The 21,024-nt window shown below is 68.8% G+C and carries 22 protein-coding genes; 17 read left to right on the top strand and 5 right to left on the bottom strand.

Going from position 1 to position 21,024, the window contains the following annotated elements; translation table 11 throughout:
- Nucleotides 1-185: 185 nt before the first annotated feature.
- From ftsH to G7043_RS11415, 7 genes are read left to right on the top strand one after another with little or no spacing between them, the layout of a single operon-like run.
- Nucleotides 186-2,372, top strand: a complete 2,187-nt coding sequence (gene ftsH / locus G7043_RS11445; protein ID WP_166045525.1) for an ATP-dependent zinc metalloprotease FtsH — start codon at nt 186-188, stop codon at nt 2,370-2,372.
- Nucleotides 2,369-3,016, top strand: a complete 648-nt coding sequence (gene folE, locus G7043_RS11440) for a GTP cyclohydrolase I FolE (protein ID WP_390827109.1) — start codon at nt 2,369-2,371, stop codon at nt 3,014-3,016. Before ftsH ends, folE begins: the two co-directional genes overlap by 4 nt.
- A 32-nt stretch (nt 3,017-3,048) precedes the next feature.
- Nucleotides 3,049-3,834 (top strand): dihydropteroate synthase, encoded by a 786-nt coding sequence (folP, locus tag G7043_RS11435; protein WP_166045751.1) that lies wholly within the window; start codon nt 3,049-3,051, stop codon nt 3,832-3,834.
- On the top strand, nt 3,827-4,219 hold the full coding sequence (gene folB, locus G7043_RS11430) for a dihydroneopterin aldolase (protein ID WP_166045524.1): 393 nt from the start codon (nt 3,827-3,829) through the stop codon (nt 4,217-4,219). The genes folP and folB overlap by 8 nt, the downstream gene beginning before the upstream one ends.
- Complete coding sequence (folK, locus tag G7043_RS11425; protein WP_166045523.1) at nt 4,216-4,713, top strand: 2-amino-4-hydroxy-6-hydroxymethyldihydropteridine diphosphokinase; 498 nt, start codon at nt 4,216-4,218, stop codon at nt 4,711-4,713. The genes folB and folK overlap by 4 nt, the downstream gene beginning before the upstream one ends.
- On the top strand, nt 4,710-5,162 hold the full coding sequence (locus G7043_RS11420; RefSeq protein WP_166045522.1) for a DUF3180 domain-containing protein: 453 nt from the start codon (nt 4,710-4,712) through the stop codon (nt 5,160-5,162). The genes folK and G7043_RS11420 overlap by 4 nt, the downstream gene beginning before the upstream one ends.
- Before the next feature lie 50 nt (nt 5,163-5,212).
- Nucleotides 5,213-6,730: a DUF6779 domain-containing protein gene (locus G7043_RS11415; RefSeq protein WP_166045521.1), complete on the top strand. Its 1,518-nt coding sequence runs from the start codon at nt 5,213-5,215 to the stop codon at nt 6,728-6,730.
- Between the two features lie 641 nt (nt 6,731-7,371).
- On the opposite strand, the gene G7043_RS11410 is transcribed toward G7043_RS11415, so the two are convergent.
- Genes G7043_RS11410 through G7043_RS11400 form a run of 3 tightly spaced genes read right to left on the bottom strand, consistent with a single transcriptional unit; the run spans nt 7,372 to nt 9,845 of the window.
- Nucleotides 7,372-8,457 carry an NADH-quinone oxidoreductase subunit D gene (locus tag G7043_RS11410; protein WP_166045520.1) on the bottom strand — a complete coding sequence of 362 codons (1,086 nt, stop codon included), beginning with the start codon at nt 8,455-8,457 and terminating at the stop codon, nt 7,372-7,374.
- Between the two features lie 33 nt (nt 8,458-8,490).
- The gene (locus G7043_RS11405; RefSeq protein WP_166045519.1) at nt 8,491-8,913 is read right to left on the bottom strand and encodes a DUF1203 domain-containing protein; all 423 of its coding nucleotides are present in this window, start codon (nt 8,911-8,913) and stop codon (nt 8,491-8,493) included.
- Between the two features lie 17 nt (nt 8,914-8,930).
- Nucleotides 8,931-9,845: an SAM-dependent methyltransferase gene (locus G7043_RS11400; protein WP_313887807.1), complete on the bottom strand. Its 915-nt coding sequence runs from the start codon at nt 9,843-9,845 to the stop codon at nt 8,931-8,933.
- 30 nt (nt 9,846-9,875) lie between these two features.
- Between G7043_RS11400 and G7043_RS11395 the strand changes: the two genes are divergently transcribed.
- The 5 genes from G7043_RS11395 to G7043_RS11375 all read left to right on the top strand — a co-directional run bounded on the left by G7043_RS11395 (nt 9,876) and on the right by G7043_RS11375 (nt 14,201).
- The gene (locus G7043_RS11395; protein WP_166045517.1) at nt 9,876-11,021 is read left to right on the top strand and encodes a PrsW family intramembrane metalloprotease; all 1,146 of its coding nucleotides are present in this window, start codon (nt 9,876-9,878) and stop codon (nt 11,019-11,021) included.
- A 102-nt stretch (nt 11,022-11,123) separates the two neighbouring features.
- Nucleotides 11,124-12,014 carry a Rossmann-like and DUF2520 domain-containing protein gene (locus G7043_RS11390; protein WP_166045516.1) on the top strand — a complete coding sequence of 297 codons (891 nt, stop codon included), beginning with the start codon at nt 11,124-11,126 and terminating at the stop codon, nt 12,012-12,014.
- A gap of 1 nt (nt 12,015) precedes the next feature.
- Nucleotides 12,016-12,906: a pantoate--beta-alanine ligase gene (gene panC, locus G7043_RS11385; protein ID WP_166045515.1), complete on the top strand. Its 891-nt coding sequence runs from the start codon at nt 12,016-12,018 to the stop codon at nt 12,904-12,906.
- Between the two features lie 10 nt (nt 12,907-12,916).
- Nucleotides 12,917-13,399, top strand: coding sequence for an aspartate 1-decarboxylase (gene panD, locus G7043_RS11380; protein WP_166045514.1), 483 nt, complete (start codon nt 12,917-12,919; stop codon nt 13,397-13,399).
- Between the two features lie 10 nt (nt 13,400-13,409).
- A complete protein-coding gene (locus G7043_RS11375; RefSeq protein ID WP_166045513.1) occupies nt 13,410-14,201 on the top strand; it encodes a type III pantothenate kinase in 792 nt (263 codons plus the stop codon).
- Here the strand turns inward: G7043_RS11375 and G7043_RS11370 are convergent.
- Nucleotides 14,191-14,946 (bottom strand): class I SAM-dependent methyltransferase, encoded by a 756-nt coding sequence (locus G7043_RS11370; protein ID WP_166045512.1) that lies wholly within the window; start codon nt 14,944-14,946, stop codon nt 14,191-14,193. The two genes, G7043_RS11375 and G7043_RS11370, sit on opposite strands and share 11 nt — an antisense overlap.
- Before the next feature lie 136 nt (nt 14,947-15,082).
- Here G7043_RS11370 and lysS point away from each other — a divergent pair, with 136 nt between their 5' ends.
- Nucleotides 15,083-16,537, top strand: coding sequence for a lysine--tRNA ligase (lysS, locus tag G7043_RS11365; RefSeq protein ID WP_166045749.1), 1,455 nt, complete (start codon nt 15,083-15,085; stop codon nt 16,535-16,537).
- Between the two features lie 114 nt (nt 16,538-16,651).
- Nucleotides 16,652-16,999 (top strand): histone-like nucleoid-structuring protein Lsr2, encoded by a 348-nt coding sequence (locus tag G7043_RS11360; RefSeq protein ID WP_030471050.1) that lies wholly within the window; start codon nt 16,652-16,654, stop codon nt 16,997-16,999.
- A gap of 70 nt (nt 17,000-17,069) precedes the next feature.
- On the opposite strand, the gene G7043_RS11355 is transcribed toward G7043_RS11360, so the two are convergent.
- Nucleotides 17,070-18,038, bottom strand: a complete 969-nt coding sequence (locus tag G7043_RS11355; protein ID WP_166045511.1) for an ABC transporter substrate-binding protein — start codon at nt 18,036-18,038, stop codon at nt 17,070-17,072.
- Nucleotides 18,039-18,112: 74 nt separating this feature from the next.
- On the opposite strand from G7043_RS11355, the gene G7043_RS11350 reads away from it, so the two are divergent.
- Genes G7043_RS11350 through G7043_RS11340 form a run of 3 tightly spaced genes read left to right on the top strand, consistent with a single transcriptional unit; the run spans nt 18,113 to nt 20,945 of the window.
- Nucleotides 18,113-19,108, top strand: a complete 996-nt coding sequence (locus G7043_RS11350; protein ID WP_242642102.1) for a FecCD family ABC transporter permease — start codon at nt 18,113-18,115, stop codon at nt 19,106-19,108.
- Nucleotides 19,105-20,151 (top strand): FecCD family ABC transporter permease, encoded by a 1,047-nt coding sequence (locus G7043_RS11345; protein WP_242642101.1) that lies wholly within the window; start codon nt 19,105-19,107, stop codon nt 20,149-20,151. The genes G7043_RS11350 and G7043_RS11345 overlap by 4 nt, the downstream gene beginning before the upstream one ends.
- Nucleotides 20,148-20,945 (top strand): ABC transporter ATP-binding protein, encoded by a 798-nt coding sequence (locus G7043_RS11340; RefSeq protein WP_166045509.1) that lies wholly within the window; start codon nt 20,148-20,150, stop codon nt 20,943-20,945. Before G7043_RS11345 ends, G7043_RS11340 begins: the two co-directional genes overlap by 4 nt.
- Nucleotides 20,946-21,024: the final 79 nt, after the last annotated feature.

Genomic DNA, 21,024 nt, shown 5'->3' with positions numbered 1-21,024 from the left:
GGATGAACCGAACTGCGTGAACATGCGTGGCGGGGGTCACCGCCGGGAACCCGGAACCGCCCCCGACCGTTGGTTGCTCAGTACCCGACCAGCGGGCGGTAGGCTGGTCGGACGCGGTATGTGGGTCTTCCACTGCCCGACGCGCAAGTCAGGGAGGGTCGAGGCCGCCCGCCGGCCGTAAGTGCATGGACCGCAAGCGCCTGCTTCGCAACCCGCTGCTGTGGATCGCTGCGGTGTTGCTGCTCTACTTCGTCTTCACCGTGCTCTTTGACGACTCACGGGGTTATCACCAGGTCAAGACCTCCCAGGCACTGCAACAGGTGCGGGACGGCAAGGTCAAGGAAGCCACGATCGAGGACAAGGAGCAGCGTCTCCGACTCACCCTCACCGACGGCACGACCTTCGAGGGCAGCAACCGCCTGATCACGCAGTACCCGGCCAGTGCGACGGACGAGATCTTCAACGTCCTCGACCAGGCCGGCAACAAGCCGACCGTCGAGACCAAGGTCAGCCAGGAGTCCATCCTGATGCAGATCTTGATCTACCTCGTGCCGCTCGGCCTGCTGTTGCTGCTGCTCATGTGGATGATGAACAACGCTCAGGGCGGCGGTAACCGCGTTCTGAACTTCGGCAAGTCCAAGGCCAAGCAGCTGTCCAAGGACATGCCCAAGACGACGTTCGCCGACGTCGCCGGTGCCGAGGAAGCCGTCGAGGAGCTCGAGGAGATCAAGGACTTCCTCCAGAACCCCGGCCGCTACCAGGCGCTCGGCGCCAAGATCCCGAAGGGCGTGCTGCTGTACGGCCCGCCGGGAACTGGTAAGACGCTTCTCGCCCGAGCCGTCGCCGGTGAGGCGGGCGTGCCGTTCTACTCGATCTCCGGTTCGGACTTCGTCGAGATGTTCGTCGGTGTCGGTGCCTCGCGTGTGCGCGACCTGTTCGAACAGGCCAAGCAGAACGCGCCGTGCATCATCTTCGTCGACGAGATCGACGCGGTCGGTCGTCACCGCGGCGCCGGTCTCGGCGGCGGTCACGACGAGCGCGAGCAGACGCTGAACCAGCTGCTCGTCGAGATGGACGGCTTCGACTCGCGCGGCGGGATCATCCTGATCGCGGCGACGAACCGGCCGGACATCCTCGACCCGGCCCTGCTGCGTCCCGGCCGCTTCGACCGTCAGATCCCGGTGTCCGCACCGGACCTGAAGGGCCGCAAGCAGATCCTCCGGGTGCACTCGAAGGGCAAGCCGCTGGCCGCGGACGCGGACCTCGACGGCCTCGCGAAGCGCACCGTCGGGTTCTCCGGCGCCGACCTCGCGAACGTCATCAACGAGGCCGCGCTGCTCACGGCGCGGCAGAACGGCCACGTCATCACGGCCGGCGCGCTCGAGGAGTCGGTGGACCGCGTGATCGGCGGTCCGGCCCGCAAGAGCCGGATCATCTCCGAGAAGGAGAAGAAGATCACCGCGTACCACGAGGCCGGGCACGCCCTGGCCGCGTGGGCCATGCCGGACATCGACCCGGTCTACAAGGTCACGATCCTCGCCCGCGGCCGCACGGGTGGTCACACCCTCTCGGTGCCGGAAGAGGACAAGGACCTGATGACCAGGTCCGAGATGATCGCGCGACTGGTGTTCGCACTGGGTGGCCGCTCGGCCGAGGAGCTCGTCTTCCACGAGCCCACGACCGGCGCGTCCAACGACATCGAGCAGGCGACCAAGATCGCCCGCGCGATGGTCACCGAGTACGGCATGAGCGCGAAGCTCGGTGCGGTCAAGTACGGGCAGGAGCAGGGCGAGCCGTTCCTCGGTCGCTCGGCCGGTCGCCAGGCGGACTACTCGCTGGAGGTCGCGCACGAGATCGACGAGGAGGTGCGCAAGCTCATCGAGGCGGCGCACACCGAGGCGTACGAGGTGCTCGTCACCTACCGCGACGTCCTCGACGACCTCACCCTCGAACTGATCGAGAAGGAGACCCTGCACCAGAAGGAACTGGAGCGGATCTTCGCGCGGGTCGAGAAGCGGCCGCGGATCACCCAGTTCAACGACTTCGGTGACCGCACGCCGTCCGACATCCCGCCGATCAAGACGCCCGGTGAGCTCGCCAAGGAACGCGGCGAGCCGTGGCCGCCGGTGGTCGAGGACACCCTCGAGGAGGAGCTGCAGCAGGAGGAACCCACTGCCGCGGAGCCGACCGAGGAGCAGCCGTCGCCCAACGGGTCGAACGGCGTGCACCAGCCCGGTCAGCCGTCCGGCCAGTCGGGTCCGCCGAACTACGGCGCCCCTCCCGGATGGACCCCGGCGACCGTGCCCGGCGGCAAGCCGCACAACGTCTGGGAGCCGAAGAAGCCGCAGCCAGACCAGGACGAGCGGCAGTGACCGAGCCCAACCAGCTCGACGTGGACGCCGGCCTCACCCGAAACGGGGAGGCCGGCGTCTCCGCGCGGCGGGTCTTCGACCAGTCGCGCGCGGAGGCAGCGGTGCGCGAGCTGTTGATCGCGTGCGGTGAGGATCCGGAGCGCGAGGGCCTGCGCGAGACACCCGCACGGGTGGCGCGGGCTTACCGGGAGTTGTTCGCCGGTCTCTACACGGACGCGGACAGCGTGCTGGCCAAGACGTTCGACGAGAGCCACGAAGAGCTCGTCCTCGTCACGGACATCCCGATGTTCAGCTTCTGCGAGCACCACCTGCTGCCGTTCCACGGCGTCGCGCACGTCGGGTACATCCCGAACGAGGCAGGCCGGGTGACGGGCCTGTCGAAGCTCGCCCGGCTCGTCGACCTCTACTCGAAGCGGCCGCAGGTGCAGGAACGACTCACCTCGCAGGTCGCGGACGCGCTGGTGCGCAGGCTCGAACCGCGCGGCGTGATCGTCGTCGTCGAGGCCGAGCACCTCTGCATGGGCATGCGCGGCGTGCGCAAGCCCGGTTCGCGCACGACGACCTCCGCGGTGCGCGGGCTGCTGCGCACGTCCGCCTCGTCGAGGGCGGAGGCGATCGAGCTGATCAGGGGCCGGCTGCGGTGAGTGGTCTGCCGAAGCCGGGCCGGTGCGTCGTGATGGGCGTGCTGAACGTGACGCCCGATTCGTTCTCCGACGGCGGCCGGTACCTGGACCGGCAGGACGCCGTCGCGCACGGCGTGCGGATGCACGAGCGCGGTGCCGACCTGATCGACGTGGGCGGCGAGTCCACGCGTCCCGGTGCCGAGCGGGTCGAACCGGCCGAGGAGATCGCGCGGATCGTGCCGGTGATCCGCTCGTTGGTCGCCGCAGGTGTGCCGGTCAGCGTGGACACCATGCGTGCTGCCGTCGCTTCGGCCGCGCTGGAGGCGGGCGCGTCGATCGTGAACGACGTGTCCGGTGGTCTCGCCGACCCCGAGATGGCTGGTGTCGTTGCCGCTGCCGGTGTGCCTTACGTGTTGATGCACTGGCGTGGCCACAGCACCGAGATGGACTCTCTCGCGCAGTACGACGACGTGGTGTCGGACGTGCGCAGCGAGCTGCTGGAGCGCGTCGAGACGGCGATGGCGGCCGGTGTCGCCGAGTCGTCGATCGTGCTCGACCCCGGACTGGGTTTCGCCAAGCTCGGCGACCACAACTGGGAACTGCTGCAGCGCCTGGACGAACTGGTCGAGCTGGGCTTCCCGGTGCTGGTGGGAGCGTCGCGCAAACGCTTCCTCGGCACGTTGCTGGACAACCGTCCACCGGACGGCAGGGAAGACGCGACCGCCGCGGTGTCTGCTCTGGCCGCGTTCAACGGAGCGTGGGGAGTGCGGGTGCACGACGTCGACCGGACTTTGGACGCGGTCGCCGTCGCCGGTGCGTGGAGGCGGGGACATGGCTGATCGGATCGCGTTGACGGGCCTGCGGGTGCGCGGCAACCACGGCGTCTTCGAGCACGAGAAGCGGGACGGCCAGGAGTTCGTCGTCGACGTCACGCTGTGGCTGGACCTCAGCTCGGCGTCCAGGACGGACGATCTCAAGGAGACCTACCACTACGGCGAGCTCGCCGAGATGGCCGCCGCGATCATCGGCGGCGAACCGTGCGATCTCATCGAGACGGTCGCCGGGCGCATCGCCGACGCGGCCATGACGGACACGCGGCTGCACGCGGTCGAGGTGACGGTGCACAAGCCGTCCGCGCCGATCCCGCTGACGTTCGACGACGTGTCGGTCACGATCCGCCGGTCGCGCAGGCTCGCCGCACCACTGCCCAAGGAAGCCCGGTGACCCGCGCGGTCCTGTCGATCGGCTCGAACCTCGGCGACCGGTTCGCCTTCCTGCAGTCCGTCGTGGACGGCTTGCGGCCGTTGGTCGTCGCGGTGTCGCCCGTGTACGAAACGGCGGCGTGGGGCGTGGAGGACCAGCCGGACTTCTTGAACGCCATCGTGATCGTGAACGCGGACGACGTCGACGAGTGGGGCTGGCTGCGGCGCGGTCAGGCGTTGGAGAACGCCGCCGGGCGCGTGCGCGAGCAGCGCTGGGGACCGCGCACGTTGGACGTGGACGTGGTTTCGGTGGACGGAGTGACCTCGGACCACCCGGAGCTGCTTCTGCCGCATCCTGGGGCGTTTGAGCGCGCGACGGTCCTCATCCCGTGGCTCGACGTCGAACCGGACGCGGTGCTCGCTGGCCACGGACCCGTTGCCGCACTGCCGTTCTCGTCGGAAGGCGTGCGGCGGCGCGACGATCTCGTGCTGAATTCGGGTTGGATGGACTCGTGAAGTTCACCAGCCCCCGCGATCTGGCGGCCGTCGCGATCGTCGGCGGGCTCCTGGCTCATCTGCTGCTGCGACTCGCGTACGACTCGTTGCCGCCGTTGCCTCAGCTGGCAGGGTCGACGCTCTTGGTGATCGCGCTCGTGGAGGCCGTGCTCGCGTTCTCGTTGCGGGCCAGGATCCAGCGCCGTCCGGGAGCGCGGCCGGTGCAGCCGCTCACCGCGGCCCGCGCGGTGGCGTTGGCGAAGGCTTCCTCGGTGCTGGGCGCGCTGATGTTCGGTGCCTGGGCCGGGTTGCTGATCTACACGATCCCGGTGCGCGACTCGTTCCCCGCTGCCGGGAACGACCTGTTCGCGGCCGTGGTCGGGATGGTTTCGGCCGCTGTTCTGACGGCTGCGGCGCTGTGGCTGGAGCACTGCTGCAAAACGCCCAAAGAGAATTCCGGGACCGATTAGATACCCGGCCGTAGGTCTCGGTCGCATAACTACGCGGTACCGTAGTGCGCATGACCGGGCGACGCGCGTCGATCGACGACGAGCAGGAAGATCACGGTCGTGGCTCCGGGCGGTTGCTGTTAGTAGCGGCACTGGTCCTCGCTCTCATAGCCGCGGCAGTGCTCGTTGCGAGCGACAGCGCCCGCATGCTGCGCCTGGCCGTGGTGGCCGCGTTGTGGGCGGCCCTGGTCGGTGCCTTCCTCGCCGCCAGATACCGCAGACAGGTCACTGAGCGCGACGACGAGGTGGCCGACCTCCAGTCCGTCTACGAACTGGAGCTCGAACGCGAGGTGGCCGCTCGCCGCGAGTACGAGCTCGAGATCGAGTCCGAGACGCGCAAGCGCATCGAGGAGGAGTCGCGCGCGGACATCGAGGCCCTGCGCGCCGATCTGCACGCCCTGCGCGACAACCTCCAGGCGTTGCTGGGCGGCGACGTCCTGGTCGAACGCGTGGCGCTGCGCGCGGAGTCCACCCGCCTGCGCTCGCTGGCCTCCGAGGCGTCCCGGCTGTCCTCGCTGCCCGAGAACCGCATCATCAACGCCAAACCCGCGATCACCGCGTCGGTGACGTCCTCGATGTCGTCGATGGAGAAGCCGTCCGAGCGCACCGAACTGATCGAGCGCGTCGCGCACGACGCCAAGGTGCAGCCGCCGCGCCGTGAGCCGGCCAGGCCCGAGCCCGCGCGCCCGGAGCCGACCAGGAACTCGCCGCGCCCGCAGCCGGCCGTGGTGCGCCGCGACCCCGTGAAGACCCCGAAGCAGGAACCGGCCCGCCCCCAGCCCAGGCCAGCAGGTGGAGTGGCCGCCCGTCTCGGCGTCCCCGCCCCGCCCGCCCAGCCGCCGACGGTCAAGGCCCCGCCGGTGCAGCCGCAGCCCGTGCAAGCGCAGGTCCAACGGACCGAGCGAGTGCCGCGCCCGCAGCCGAACCGCACCGAGGCGCCGGCGCGTCCGGCAGAGCCCCCCAAGGCACCCGCCGCCGTGGCCAAGGCCGTGGAGACCCGCAAGCCCGAGGCACGCCCCCGCGTCGCCGAGCGCACCGAGATGATCAACCCGGCCGCACTGGAGTCGCGCGCGAAGCCGAGCAGCGGCCGCCGACGCGCCGACGACCGTCCGGCCACCCCGGCCGCTCCGGCCGCTCCGGTCCAGGACAGCGGTTCGTGGGAGACGTTGAAGCCCGGCAGCACGGACACTCCCAGCTCCTCCGGCTCCCGCGGCCGCCGGCGTGCCGACGACGCGCCGGAAGACTCACTGGTGTCGCTGCCGCCTTCGGGCCGCCGCGCCGCCGAGCAGTCGTCGGCTCGCCTGCCGGCGGTGTCCACCGGCCGCCGTTCCGCCGCGGACGAACCGCCAGTAGCCGGCCGTCGCGTGGCCGAGGACTCGTCCACCCGCCTGCCCGCGGTCTCGACCGGCCGCCGCGCGGCCCCGGAAGACCCGGCGGGCGCGCACGCGGACGGCAAGTCCGTGAGCGAGCTCCTGGCATCCCTGGGCGGAGGCGACGCACCTCGCCGCCGTCGCCGCCGAGACGACTAGCCCGGCGCCTCCCCGCTGATGGCACGCGGGGCCCTTTCGTGCGGTCAGAGCGAACGAAAGCTCCCCGCGTGCGTTTCGGTGGCGGCGTGTCGGGGTGCGACGCGCCGTGGCAGCGGAAGCGGCTCCGTCAGCGAGCTGCTGGCGTCTCTCGGCGGGGGTGATGCACGTCGCCGTCGCTGCCGCGACGACTGGCTCCGCGCCTGCGCGTTGATGGCACGCGGGGTCCTTTCGTGCGGTCTGAGCGAACGGAAGCTCCCCGCGTGCGTTTCGGTGGCGGTGTGTCGGGGTGTGACGCGCTGTGGCAGTGGAAGCGGCTCCGTCAGCGAGTTGCTTGCGTGTCTCGGTGGGGTGGTGTGCTTCGTTGCCGCGACGACTGGCTCCGCGCCTGCGCGTTGGTGGCACGCGGGGCGCTTTCGTGCGGTCTGAGTGAACGGAAGCTCCCTGCGTGCGTTTCGGTGGCGGCGTGTCGGGGCGTGACGCGCCGTGGCAGTGGAAGCGGCTTTGTCAGCGAGTTGCTGGCGTGTCTCGGCGGGCGACGCGCCGTCCCCGCCGGGCGCGCTCTCGGTGAGTGCACGCGGGGAGCTTTCGTTCGTTTGGAGCGCACGATGGGGCTCCGCGTGCGGCAGGCCGAGCAGGGGTGGTTACTTGTCGATGTCGCCGACGATCACGGCGAACGAGCTCAGCACGGTCGGCAGGTCGTCCACCTTCGTGCCCGGCAACAGTGCGGAGAGCGCCTGGACGTTGTTGAACGACGGCGTTCGCAGCTTCAACCGCCACGGAGTTTTCTCGCCGCGCGACGACAGGTGCACGCCCGAGGTGCCGAGTGGCGCCTCGACGCGCGTGTAGACCGAGCCCTCGGGAGCCTTGATCGCCTTGGGCAGCCGGACGTTCACCGGCCCTGACGGCAACTGCTCCAAGCATTGGCGCGCCAACGCCTTGGACAGCTCCACCTCACCCAGAAGGCACCGCACGCGCGCTGCGGCATCGCCCTCGGTCCTCAGCACCGGTGTGATGTCGAGCTGCTTGTAGGCGGGCAACGGGTCGTCGCGTCGCAGGTCGAAGTCCACGCCGCTGGCGCGCCCGATCGGTCCGGTGACGCCGTACTGCAACGCGTCGTCGTACCCCAGCACGCCGAGGCCTTCGAGCTTCGCGAAGTCGATCTCGAACCGTACAGAGTCCACAGTGGACAGGAAGTCGGCGACCCGCCCGGTCCAGCCGGCTGGGACGTCCTCGCGCAGGCCGCCGATCCGGTTGAACATGAAGTGGATGCGGCCGCCCGAGGCCTCCTCCATCAACGCCTGCACGCCCTCGCGGTACACGGCGGCGTTGGGGCACAACGGGGTCAGGAAGACCATGTGTGCCATTAGTCGGTTGAGCTCACACAGCAGTGCCCGCAGCCACTGTGCGCGGGCCGGGACGTCCATGCCCGTCATGCGTTCGACGGCCAGGGCCACGGCGAGTTCGTTGCAGAACGCGGAAAGCCAGTCGTGGCGGTTGGCGAGCGTGAGGACCTGGCGGTAGTCGCGGACCTCGAACAGCTTCTCGGCGCCGCGGTGCAGGTGGCCTACGAGGGGCTCGGCTGCGGTGATCGTCAGGTCCGGGGTGACGGTGAGGCGCAGGCGGTAGGCGCCGTGGGCCGACGGGTGCAGTGGGCCCAGGTCGATCACGCGGTCCACGCCCAGGTACTGGGCGCCTGCGCCTACGCCGACGGTGATCTGCTCGCTCACCGGAGCATGGTTTCACGCGTCCCCGGACGAGGCTCAGGCCCTCGTGATGCCGAAGTAGAAGCAACCGTGCGACAGGCTGCGGACCTGGAGTGACTCGATTGTGGGGTTGTTGAACGATTCTTCGATTGCACGATCGAACGATCCGGGCTCCACCACCTCGCCGTCGTGGATCTGACCTGCGGCGTTGTAGGAACGTAGGATCCGGGGATTGTTCAACAATTCGACAGGGAGACGATCCAACGAAGGCTCGTCCGGGCAGTCCACGTGCACGAAGATCGGGCCGACCTCGGAGTAAGGGCCCTTGCCGTTCGACGGCGAGTAGCGCATCAGCCAGACCGGCTCGTCCGGCAGCGACTTCCGCAGGCAGCACCGCACAGGTGCACCGGGCTCAGAAGCGCGGTACTCCCGGCCGGCGTCGGAGAAGGCCTCGGCAGGCGACACGTTGTGGATTCGCATACCGGCAACGATCGTCGTCAGACCCCCGAAAAGCTGGCGGGATTCGGACGCCAGGGCGGCAGCACGGGCAGCAACTCCGAGACCTCCACCCCGTTCCCGTGCAGCAACCAGCCGAACGACCCCAGCCCGGACGGATCCCGAAGTTCGGCGACCCGGCCGGCCCGAGCGGCAGACTCCAGCCAGTCCCAACCGGACCCGGAAACGTCTCCCGCCACACCCAAAGCGGCGAGCGCATCCCGCTGCGACACCAGCACCCAGTCCCCGCCGGCAGCCGCGGCACACGCGTCGAAAGCCACGTGCGCGGTGATGTCACAAGACCCGTCGAACACCGGCGGCACCTGACGCCCGGCGCGATACCCGGTGAGGGTGAACCGCCGCGACGACACCAGGTGCCCGTAGTCGATCGCAAGAGCCGCTCCGCGCACCGACGAGACCGCCGCCGCCCAGGCCGCATCCCGAGGAGCCCCCACCTCGGCCTGGGCGCCGTCCGCCAAAGAAGGCCACCACCGGGTGATCCACGGGTCAGAAGAAGGCCCGGTCACCACCGGGCAAGGGATCGAGTCGAGCCACTCGTGCCCGACCAGCAACCCGACGCAAGACGGCACCGAGGTCGTCCACCGAACCCCAGGCAGTGAGACTGGAGGCCCGAGCTCGACAGCGGTCACCCGCAACCGGGAGGCCAGCGACCCGGTGGCCAGCGAACGCACCGCGAAGGCCAGCTCACCACCGCCGGCGCCGACGTCCACGAAGTCCACGACCGGGGGAAATCCCAGCGCGGCGTCCACCCGCGACAACAGCTCCAGCAACGCCTCGGCCAGCTCCGGCCCCACCAGTGGCGAGGTCCGGAAGTGCGAAGAAGGCTTCTCACCGCGGGCGAAGAAGCCATCAGGGCCGTACAGGGCGGCGTGCCAAGCGGCTTCCCAGTCGAACACCGGACAAGTGTGCATCTAAGGTCATTTCCCGTGACCGACGCCGACCTCACGCCGACGCCGACGAAGAAGCGCATCGAGCAACGCCGCTGGACCGTCCTGTTCCCGGTCGTGGCGCTGATCGCGCTCGCCGCGGCCGGGCTCGTGCTGTTCGCACTGGGCACGTCGAGCATCGGCATCGAGCCGTTGCTGGTCGGTGCCGCGGCCGCGCTGATTCCCGTCGCGTTCGTGGTGAGCGCGTTCCTGTGGATCGACCGGTGGGAGCCGGAACCGGCGAAGATGCTGCTCTTCGCGTTCGTGTGGGGCTCCTGCGGGGCGACGATCAGCTCGCTCGCGTTCAACCAGACGAGCCGCGTGCTCGGAGACCTGCTCTACAACGACGGCACGACGTTCACCGCCGTGGTCGGTGCTCCGATCGTCGAGGAGGCCACGAAGGCGGCGTTCCTCATCGCGGTGTTCGTGCGGCGCAGGCACGAGTTCGACGGCGTCGTGGACGGCATGGTCTACGCGGGCATCACTGCCGCGGGCTTCGCGTTCACCGAGAACATCTGGTACTTCGGCCGGGTCTTCCTGGAGAACGGGCTCGGCGACATGAGCGGCGGCGTGATCGCGCTGTTCGTCCTGCGCGGGGTGCTGTCGCCGTTCGCGCATCCGCTGTTCACGGCCATGACCGGCATCGGCGTCGGCATCGCGGCCACCTCCAGCAACGCCGTGACCCGCGTCATCGCGCCGATCGGCGGGTACCTCACCGCGGTCGGCCTGCACTCGCTGTGGAACTTCTCCACCACCGTCGGCACCGGCTCGGACTTCATCAACCTGTACTTCCTGATCATGGTGCCGGTGTTCGCGGGCGCCGTCGCGATCGTGGTGTGGCAGCGGCGGCGGGAACAGCGGATCGTCGCCGGGCAGCTCGCCGCGATGGCGCAGAACCGGTGGATCGCCAACAGCGAGGTGGCCCTGCTGGCCAGCCTCAACGGCCGCAAGAACTGGCTCAGAGCGGTCAAGCGCAAGTCCGGTGACGAGTCGGCCAAGGCCGTGCGGAGCTACCAGATCGCGGTCACCGAGCTCGCCTTCCTGCGGCACCGCATCGAACAGGGCACGGCGGGACAGAGCGCCGAACACCGCCACGGCGTGCTGCTCGACACGCTGCACGCCGCCAGGGCCGCCGCCCGCCGGTGAGTCCTGTCACGACCAGGCACGGGCAAATCCGCGCGGGATTACCCTCGGCGGCGTCGTCTGGTACCCGCACTAGGGACTGGAACGTCTGAAGGAGTTAGTCGCATGGACGCGACCCCACGTCCGGCCAGGCTCGCCGTCGGTGTCATCTCGGCAGGTCGGGTCGGCTCGGTGCTGGGCGCCGCGCTGGCCAGGACGGGCCACGTGGTGGTCGGCACGACCGCCGTCTCCCAGGCCTCCCGCAACCGTGCGGACGAGCTGCTGCCCGGCGTTCCGATCGAGGACCCCACCGAGGTCGCCCAGCGAGCCGACCTGGTGTTGCTGGCCGTGCCGGACGACGAGCTCGCGGGCCTGGTCAAGGGCCTGATCGCCACGGACTCGCTGCGCGCGGGGCAGATCATCGTGCACACCAGCGGCGCGCAGGGCGTCAAGGTCCTCGAACCCGCTGCTCAGCTCGGTGCCCTCACGCTCGCGCTGCACCCCGTCATGACGTTCACCGGCCGTCCGGAGGACCTCCAGCGGATGAGCGCCGCGTGCGTCGGCGTCACCGCCGCGGACGGCGACGAGGTGGCCTGGAGCGTCGGCGAGGCGCTGGTCGTGGAGATGGACGCCGAACCGGTCCGGGTCCCCGAAGCCGTCCGCCCGCTCTACCACGCGGCCCTGGCACACGGCGCGAACCACCTGATCACGCTGGTCCGCGACGCCGCGGACCTGCTCACGAACGCCGGTGTCCCCAACGCGGAACGGCTGCTCGGCCCGCTGCTGTCCGCGGCGCTCGACAACGCGCTGCGCCACGGTGACCGTGCCCTCACCGGTCCGGTCGCCCGCGGCGACACGGGTACCTTGCGCAAGCACCTCGACGTGCTCGCCGAGCAGGCACCGGAGACCCTGCCCAGCTACCGCGTGCTCGCCCGCCGCACCGCCGACCGGGCCGAACACTCCGGGCTGCTCAAGCCCGACGCGGCCAACGACGTTCGCACCACTCTTGAGGACTGACGTGACCAAGCCACTCACCAAGGACGACTACCGCCCGGACGACGTCACGGTGCACCGCGACCCCGCCCGGCTCAACCGGGTCATCAGGGCACTGCGCAACGCCGGCCGCAACGTCGCCCTGGTGCCCACGATGGGCGCCCTGCACGCGGGCCACCGGCAGCTGATCCGCGAGGCGCAGGTCATGCAGAACACCGTGGTCGTGGTGTCGATCTTCGTGAACCCGTTGCAGTTCGGGCCGAACGAGGACCTCGCCAAGTACCCGCGGCAGTTCGAGTCCGATGTGGACATCTGCCGGGAGGAGCGCGTCGGCATCGTCTTCGCGCCGTCGGTCGAGGACATGTACCCGGCGGGCGCGCAGGTCACCGTGCACCCCGGACCGCTGGGCGACGAGCTCGAAGGCGCGGTCCGGCCCGGCCACTTCGCGGGCGTGCTGACCGTGGTGTCGAAGCTGTTCAACATCGTGCAGCCCACGTACGCGGTGTTCGGGCAGAAGGACTACCAACAGCTGCAGCTGATCCACACGATGGCGCGCGACCTGAACTTCCCGCTCGACGTCGTCGGCGTGCCGACCGTCCGCGAGCACGACGGCCTGGCGCTGTCGTCGCGCAACGCCTACCTGAACGAGGAGCAGCGCCACCAGGCCGTCACGCTGTCCGCCGCGCTCACCGCCGGCGCCCACGTGAGCTCGCAGGGCGCGGACGCGGTGCTCAAGGCCGCGCACGACGTGCTGGCGCAGACGCCCGAGATCGAACTGGACTACCTGGAGCTGCGCGGGGTCGACCTCGGTCCCGCGCCCGAGAACGGTGACGCCCGGCTGCTCGTGGCGGCCCGCGTCGGTTCCACCCGCCTGATCGACAACATCGCGGTGTTGCTCGGCGAAGGCGACGAGTAGGGGGAATGACATGTTCCGCACGATGCTGAAGTCCAAGATCCACCGCGCCACCGTGACGCAGGCAGACCTGCACTACGTGGGCTCGGTGACGGTGGACGAGGACCTGATGGAGGCCGCCGACCTGCTGGCGGGCGAACAGGTCGCCATCGTCGACGTCACCAACGGCGCGCGGCTGGAGACCTACGTCATCCCCGGCGAGCGCGGCACCGGCGTGCTGGGCATCAACGGCGCGGCGGCGCACCTCGTGCACCCCGGCGACATCGTGATCCTGATCGCCTACGGGCAGATGGACGACGCCGAGTCGCGCACCTACCAGCCGCGGGTCGTGTTCGTGGATGCCGACAACAAGGTCGTCGACCTCGGTGTGGACCCCGCGCACGCCCCGGAAGGCTCCGGGCTGGTGAACGGTTCCACGACCGCCCAGAATCCGGCGCCGTCTTCTGAGACCGTTGAGGCGACCGCGCTGGACGCGTTGATCCAGGCCGAGAACTGAGGAATCCACCGTGCTGCTCGCCATCGACGTCGGCAACACCAACATCGTGCTCGGTCTGTACGACGGGATGGGTGACTCCGCCCCGCTCGTGCGCGACTGGCGGATGCGCACCGACGCCAGGATGACCGCCGACGAGCTCGCGCTGACCATGCGCGGCCTGCTCGGCGAGTACGCCGACAAGATCACCGGCATCTCCGCGCTGTCGACCGTGCCCGCGGTGCTGCGCGAGCTTCGGGTGATGCTCGGCCGCTACTACGACGCCGTGCCGAAGGTGCTGGTCGAGCCGGGCGTGAAGACCGGCGTGCCGCTGCTCGTCGACAACCCGAAGGAGGTGGGCTCGGACCGCGTGATCAACACGCTGGCCGCGCACCACCTCTACTCGACCTCGTGCATCGTGGTCGACTTCGGCACGTCCACGAACCTCGACGTGATCTCGTCGCGCGGCGAGTTCCTCGGCGGTGCGCTGGCGCCGGGCATCGAGATCTCGGTCGACGCGCTGGCCGCCCGTGCCGCCCAGCTGCGCAAGGTCGAGCTGGTCAGGCCGCGCAACGTGATCGGCAAGAACACCGTGGAGTGCCTGCAGTCGGGCATCGTCTACGGGTTCGTCGGCCAGGTGGACGGGCTGGTGCGCAAGATCACCGAGGAGCTCCAGCAGACCGATCCCGGCCCCGTGACGGTGATTGCCACGGGCGGGCTCGCTCCACTGGTCGTCTCGGAGTCGTCGACGATCGCGCACCACGTGCCGGACCTGACCCTGCTGGGGTTGCGGCTCGTCTTCGAGCGCAACATGGCTACTCGCTGACGCGGACCATCCGGAAAGCCTCCACGACCATGGAGACGTCGAACGGCCCGTTCGACGTCTCCGGGCGTGCGCGGAGGAACGCGAGCATCTTGGCGTTGATCGAGGCCCGTTCCTCTTCGTCGACGACGAGCATGCGTGAATGGGTGTTCACCGTGGCGATGAGCGCCTCCGGCGAGTCGCGGCGATGCACGTGCGGGAACGTCTTCTCCTCCATCGCCCCGAACGACGGGTGCGCCATGACGTCCAGCGGGTTGTTCCGCTGCGACTCGACGCTGGACGCCGACGCGCGCTCGAACTCCGTGTACCACTCGAGGTCCGGGTCGGGCGAGATCCACAACGCCGCCAGCACGCCGCCGGGCCGCAGCACGCGGGCGATCTCCGGCAGCGCCTTCACCTGGTCGAACCAGTGGAACGCGGTGCCGACGAACACGGCGTCGACGGTCTGGTCGGGAACGGGGATGTGCTCGGCGTGACCGGGTAGCGCGCGCACGTCGTGAACACGGCGCACCAGCTCGGACAGCATCTGCTCGTTGGGCTCCACGGCGGTCACCCGGTGGCCTTCCGCGACCAGACCCGCGGTCAGCTTGCCGGTGCCGGCGGCGAGGTCGAGCACCTCCAACCGCTCGGACGTGTTCAGCGGCTCCAACGCCCACCGGATCGCCGCCACGGGATAGTCAGGCCGGTGTTCGGCGTAGGCCTCTGCCTGCGCGCCGAACGAGTCCGCTCGCCTCGCGTGTAGATCCATCCGTCCAACTTAGGGCGTCCCGGATCGGGCGGGGTATCCGGTTCGTCATGCCGGTGAGCCCTTCCGTACCCTTCTCCGCGTGAGTGAGCAGCCGAAGCAAAACCTCGTGACCAGCGAAGAAGACCTGCCAGAGCAGATGCGCGTGCGCCGGGAAAAGCGTGCGCGGCTGCTCGCTTCCGGCAAGGAGCCGTATCCCGTCGAAGTCGCGCGCACGCACACGTTGCGCGAGATTCGTGAGGCGCATCCCGAGCTCGAACCCGACACGCAGACCGGTCAGATCGTCGGCATCACCGGCCGGGTGATGTTCATGCGCAACACCGGAAAGTTGTGCTTCGCGACGTTGCGCGAAGGCGACGGCACCGAACTCCAGGCGATGCTGAGCCTCGCCGGTGTGGGTGAAGAAGCGCTTTCCGAGTGGAAGACCGACGTCGACCTCGGTGACCACGTTTTCGTGCACGGCGAGGTCATCAGCTCGCGCCGCGGTGAGCTTTCCGTGATGGCGGACGGGTGGCAGCTGACGTCGAAGTCGCTGCGTCCGCTGCCGGTCGCGCACAAGGAACTCGGCGAGGAAACCCGCATTCGTCAGCGATACGTCGACCTGATCCTGCGGCCGACGGCGCGGGACACTGTTCGGACCCGTGCGAACGTCGTTCGTTCTCTGCGCGACTCGTTCCACCGGCGCGGATTCCTCGAAGTCGAGACGCCGATGTTGCAGACGCTGCAGGGTGGCGCCTCCGCGCGTCCGTTCATCACGCACTCGAACGCGCTCGACATCGACCTGTTCCTGCGCATCGCGCCGGAGCTGTACTTGAAGCGCTGCGTGGTCGGCGGCATCGAGAAGGTCTTCGAGATCAACCGCAACTTCCGCAACGAGGGCGTGGACTCGTCTCATTCGCCCGAGTTTTCGATGCTGGAGTACTACGAGGCGTACGCCACGTACGACTCGAACGCGGTACTCACCCGTGAGCTGATCCAGGAAGCGGCGGAAGCCGTGACCGGTTCGCAGATCGTGACGTTGGCCGACGGCACCGAGTACGACCTGTCGGGTGAATGGACGACGCTCAGCATCTACGAGTCGTTGTCCGAAGCGGTTGGTGAGGAAATCACCCCCGAGACGCCCGCCGAGGTGCTGCGCAAGCTTTGTGACCGGCACGAACTCGAGGTCAACCCCAAGTTCGGGCACGGCAAGCTGGTCGAGGAGCTGTGGGAGCACCTGGTGTGCGACTCGCTGTACGCCCCGACGTTCGTGCGCGACTACCCGGTCGAGACGTCCCCGCTGACCAGGCAGCACCGCAGCAAGCCGGGCGTGGCCGAAAAGTGGGATCTGTACGTTCGCGGATTCGAACTCGGAACCGGTTACTCCGAACTGGTGGACCCGGTGATCGAGCGGGAACGCCTGGAAGCACAGGCGCGCCTTGCCGCGGCCGGTGACGTCGAGGCGATGCCGATCGACGAAGACTTTCTGCGATCACTGGAGTACGGAATGCCACCGAGTGGTGGCGTCGGAATGGGTATCGATCGGCTGCTGATGGCCCTCACGGGTCTGGGTATCCGGGAGACCATCTTGTTCCCGCTCGTTCGCCCTGAATGAGTAACTTTCCGGATGTCGATAGGTGCAATGCGGCACCCGTGCGCTAACCTGCCTCGCAAGAGGCTTTAGTTGGCGACGCGGGTGACCGCGCATTCGGGGTCCAGGAGGATACGCATGGCGCAGAAGGTCACGGTGACCCTCGTCGACGATCTGGACGGTTCCACTGCGGAGGAGACCGTCGAGTTCGGACTGGATGGTGTCAGCTACACGATCGACCTTTCCTCGGGCAATGCGGGCAAACTGCGGGACGCTCTTGCCGACTTCGTCGGTAGTGCTCGTCGTGCGGGTGGGCGCAAGCGCGTTGGTCCCGGTCGTCCGGCGGGTGTGAAGGCACGCCCCGCATCGGCGGATCGTGAGCAGAACCAGGCCATTCGCGAGTGGGCACGCAAGCAGGGCATGAAGGTGTCGGATCGCGGCCGCATCCCGGCCGAGGTGCTCGACGCCTACCACCAGCAGGGCTGAAATTCGGTAAAACACGAAGGGGGTTCCGGGATGATTCCCGGAACCCCCTTCATGTTATTTGGGTGACTGTTCAACTACGTGCTGGATCGACGCCGAAACCCTTCGCGAGATCGTCGAGCATCGCGTGTGCGCCCTGAAGGCTGACCGAAGAGACCCAAACGACATCCGAGACGTCGTGCTTCTCACCCTTTAGTTGACCCCACAACGGGTTGGCCGAATATTGATCCTTGATCTTCTGGGTCTCGCCCTTCGGATCGGCCCAGGCGGAGACGAAGATCCGCTCGGCGTCGAGCGACGAGATCTGCTCCTGGCTCAGGTCGACCGAGATCTTCTCCGAGGTCGGCTGCCCCTGCGGGCGGGCGAGTCCGGCGTCGGCGAACAGCACGCCGCCGGGGAACGACTTCTCCGTGTAGAGCCGGACGGTCTGCTCGCCGGCGACGAACCGCGCCAGTGAGATCGACGGGTTGTGACCGGCCTTGGCGCGGATGGCGTCGCCGACCTTCTTCGCGCGCGCCTCGTAGTCGGCGATCTTCTTGTTCGCCAGCTCCTCCTTGCCCAGCGCCTTGCCGAGCAGGCGGATGTTGTCCTTCCACGTCGGCCCGGTCGTCACGCTGAACACGGTGGGGCCGATCTTGGTCAGCTTGTCGTAGATCTGCTCGTGCCTGACCTTCGCCGACACGATCAGGTCCGGGGCGATGGTGGCGAGCTCCTCCAGGTTCGGGTTCGCCAGTTCACCCACCGCCTTGGCGTTCTTCGCGTACTTCGCCGCGTCCTCCGCCAGGTAGTCCGGCAGGCCGTCGGTGCGGTAGCGGGTGTACGCGACGACCTCGGTCTCCAGCGCGAGCGTGGCGTCCACGTAGCTGGAGTCGAGCGCGGCGACCTTCTTCGGCCGGTCCTTGATCTCGGTCTTGCCCATCGCGTGTTCGATGGTCACCGCCGTCCAACCCTGCTCGGCAGGCGCACTCGGGCTGGTCGTAGTCGCCTGACCACATGCGGTGAGCGCGAGTAGCGCCACACCGATCAGGGCTGTTCTTCGCATCGATGACTCCACGAATTCGGTTAGGCTTACCTGTCTTTCGCGGAGCATATGTCGGGCATTCGGAGGGGTGGGCGTTGGGCCGTAAGAGGTGGTTCGGCCTGCTCTTCCTGCTGATCGCGCTGGTCGCCGTGTGCCTGGCGAGCATCGCGATCGGCTCGAAGGAGATCCCGCTGTCCGGGGTCTGGCACGGCCTCTTCACGCCGACCGGTGCCGAGGACGACGTGGTGATCCGCGAGCTGCGGATCCCGCGGACGTTGATCGGCATCGCCGTGGGCATCGCGCTGGGGGTCGGCGGCGCCCTCATGCAGGGCCACACCCGCAACCCGCTGGCCGATCCCGGCATCCTCGGCGTCACGCACGGCGCCGCACTGGCCGTGGTGCTGTCGATCTTCCTGCTCGGCGTCGACTCGCTGGTCGGCTACATCTGGTTCGCCTTCGCCGGCGCGATGATCGCGAGCATCGTGGTGTTCCTGCTCGGCTCGGCCGGGCGGGGCGGGCCTTCGCCGGTGACACTGGCGCTGGCCGGGGCCGCGGTCTCCGCGCTGATGCACGGCCTGGTGTCGGCGATCGTGCTGCTCGACCAGCAGTCGCTCGACGCGTTCCGGTTCTGGCAGGTCGGCGCCATCGCCGGACGCGACATGTCGGTGCTGACCCAGGTGTTGCCGTTCCTCGTCGTCGGTCTGGTCATCGCGGCGTTCAACGCACCGGGCCTCAACGCGCTGTCGCTCGGCGAGGACGTGGCCAAATCGCTCGGCGTACGGGTCGGGATGACACGGTCGTTGGGCGTCTTCGCCATCACGCTGCTGGTGGGCGGGGCTGTCGCGGCGTGCGGGCCCATCGGGTTCATCGGCCTCGTGGTGCCGCACGTGGCGCGCGCGTTCACCGGGCCGGACTACCGCTGGCTGCTGCCGTTCTCCGCGCTGGTCGGCGCGATCCTCCTGCTGCTGGCCGACATCGTCGGCCGCGTGGTGGCCCGTCCGTCCGAAGTGGAGGTCGGCGTGATGCTGGCGCTGCTGGGCGCGCCGTTCTTCATCTACCTGGTGCGCCGCAAGAAGCTGGTGAAGATTTGACCGCGCTCAGGGTCGGGGTGACCTCGTTCAAGCTGCGCCGTCGGCCGCTGATGGTGGTCGCGGTCGCACTGGTGCTGCTGGCCGCGGTCCTGGTCGTCGACATCATGATCGGCGACTTCCCGCTGACGGCGGCGCAGGTCGTGGACGCGCTGTTCGGCGGCGGCACCCGGCGCGACCAGTTCGTGGTGATGGAACTGCGGATGCCGCGCGCGTTGACGGGCCTGCTCGTCGGCGGCGCTCTGGGACTCTCCGGCGCGATCTTCCAGGCGATCGTGCGCAACCCGCTGGCCTCGCCGGACATCCTGGGCGTGACCTGGGGAGCCGGCGCCGGAGCGGTCTCCGTGATCACCTTCGCCGGCTCGCTCGGCGTGGTGACCGGTAGCGCGGCTGCTTACGGTCTGCCGCTGGCGGGCTTGGCGGGCGGGTTGACCGCGGGCCTGCTGGTCTACGCGCTGGCGTGGCGGCAGGGCATCGAGGGCTTCCGGATGGTGCTGGTCGGCATCGGCATCACCGCGGTGGCCGGCAACTTCACCCACTACCTGCTGACCGTCGGCGACGTGCAGGACGCCGGGCGCGCGATGGTGTGGATCACCGGGTCTCTGAACGGCCGCGGCTGGGAACACGTCGTGCCGGTCGCTTTGGCGCTGTTGGTGCTGATCCCGGTCGCTCTGATCGGTGGCCATGTTCTCGGCGCCCTGCAGTTCGACGACCAGACGTCGCGCGGGCTTGGTGTGCGGGTGAACTGGGCGCGGTCGTGCCTGATCATCGTGGCGATCGTGCTGGCGTCGGTGGCCACCGCTGCGGCCGGGCCGATCGCGTTCGTCGCGCTGGCCACGCCGCAGATCGCGTTGCGCTTGGCCGGTACCGCTCAGCCGCCGTTGTTCGGGTCCGTGGTGATCGGTGGGGTGCTCGTGATGTTGTCGGATCTGGTGGCGCGGACGGTTTATCGGGTCGAGCTGCCGGTCGGGGTGGTCACGGCCGTGCTCGGGGCGCCCTATCTGATGTTCCTGCTGGTTCGGAGCCGCCGGGAGGCGCGGGTATGAGTGTGCGTCTTGAGGCCTCGTCGTTGAGTGTCGGGTACGGGGAGCGGCTTGTTGTCGACACCCTGGATCTGTCTGTGCTGGGTGGCACCGTCACCGCGGTGATCGGGCCCAACGGGTGTGGGAAGTCGACCCTGTTGAAGGCTTTGGGGCGGTTGTTGCCGGCTAGGTCTGGGGCCGTGTTGCTGGACGGCAAGCAGATCGAGCGGATGGCCACCCGGGATGTCGCTCGGGTGCTGGGGATGTTGCCTCAGGCGCCTTCTGCTCCTGAGGGGCTCACTGTCGCGGATCTGGTTGCTCGGGGGCGGCATCCGCATCAGTCCTGGTACCGGCAGTGGTCTTCTGAGGATGCGGCGGCTGTTGACGCTGCGTTGGAGATGACTGGGATCTCGGATCTGGCCGAGCGGACTGTGGATGAGCTGTCCGGGGGGCAGCGGCAGCGGGCCTGGATCTCGATGGCGCTTGCTCAGGGGACGGATCTGTTGTTGCTGGACGAGCCGACTACCTATCTGGATCTTGCTCACCAGATTGATGTGCTGGATTTGGTGCAGGAGCTGCATGCGGTGATGGGGCGGACGATCGTCATGGTGTTGCATGACTTGAATCTGGCTGCTCGGTACGCGGATGTGATCGTGGCTATGCGGGATGGGCGGATTGTGGCTCAGGGGACGCCTGCGGAGGTGTTGACCGAGTCGATGTTGCTGGATGTTTTCGGGTTGGATGCTCGGGTGGTCGAGGATCCGGTGGCTGGGACGCCGTTGGTGGTGCCTGTGGGGTCTCGGCATCGGTTGCCGTAGGGGGCGCGACCATGCGGGTGGTCGCCTTGCGGGCGGCGAGGTTGCGCCTTCGCGTCGCCTCGGCCTCGCCGTCGGCGTG

It is taken from the genome of Lentzea alba (assembly GCF_011067745.1).
Classification (GTDB): Bacteria; Actinomycetota; Actinomycetes; order Mycobacteriales; family Pseudonocardiaceae; genus Lentzea; species Lentzea alba.
This window is presented reverse-complemented; position numbering and strand designations above follow the sequence as displayed.

Excerpts from the sequence above, each read along its gene's own strand:
- folP (WP_166045751.1), top strand. The coding sequence starts at position 3,049 with ATGGGCGTGCTGAACGTGACGCCCGATTCGTTCTCCGACGGCGGCCGG.
- G7043_RS11405 (WP_166045519.1), bottom strand. The coding sequence starts at position 8,913 with ATGCGAATCCACAACGTGTCGCCTGCCGAGGCCTTCTCCGACGCCGGC.
- G7043_RS11340 (WP_166045509.1), top strand. The coding sequence starts at position 20,148 with ATGAGTGTGCGTCTTGAGGCCTCGTCGTTGAGTGTCGGGTACGGGGAG.
- panD (WP_166045514.1), top strand. The coding sequence starts at position 12,917 with ATGTTCCGCACGATGCTGAAGTCCAAGATCCACCGCGCCACCGTGACG.
- ftsH (WP_166045525.1), top strand. The coding sequence starts at position 186 with ATGGACCGCAAGCGCCTGCTTCGCAACCCGCTGCTGTGGATCGCTGCG.
- G7043_RS11415 (WP_166045521.1), top strand. The coding sequence starts at position 5,213 with ATGACCGGGCGACGCGCGTCGATCGACGACGAGCAGGAAGATCACGGT.
- G7043_RS11390 (WP_166045516.1), top strand. The coding sequence starts at position 11,124 with ATGGACGCGACCCCACGTCCGGCCAGGCTCGCCGTCGGTGTCATCTCG.
- G7043_RS11370 (WP_166045512.1), bottom strand. The coding sequence starts at position 14,946 with ATGGATCTACACGCGAGGCGAGCGGACTCGTTCGGCGCGCAGGCAGAG.
- folB (WP_166045524.1), top strand. The coding sequence starts at position 3,827 with ATGGCTGATCGGATCGCGTTGACGGGCCTGCGGGTGCGCGGCAACCAC.
- lysS (WP_166045749.1), top strand. The coding sequence starts at position 15,083 with ATGCGCGTGCGCCGGGAAAAGCGTGCGCGGCTGCTCGCTTCCGGCAAG.
- G7043_RS11360 (WP_030471050.1), top strand. The coding sequence starts at position 16,652 with ATGGCGCAGAAGGTCACGGTGACCCTCGTCGACGATCTGGACGGTTCC.
- G7043_RS11355 (WP_166045511.1), bottom strand. The coding sequence starts at position 18,038 with ATGCGAAGAACAGCCCTGATCGGTGTGGCGCTACTCGCGCTCACCGCA.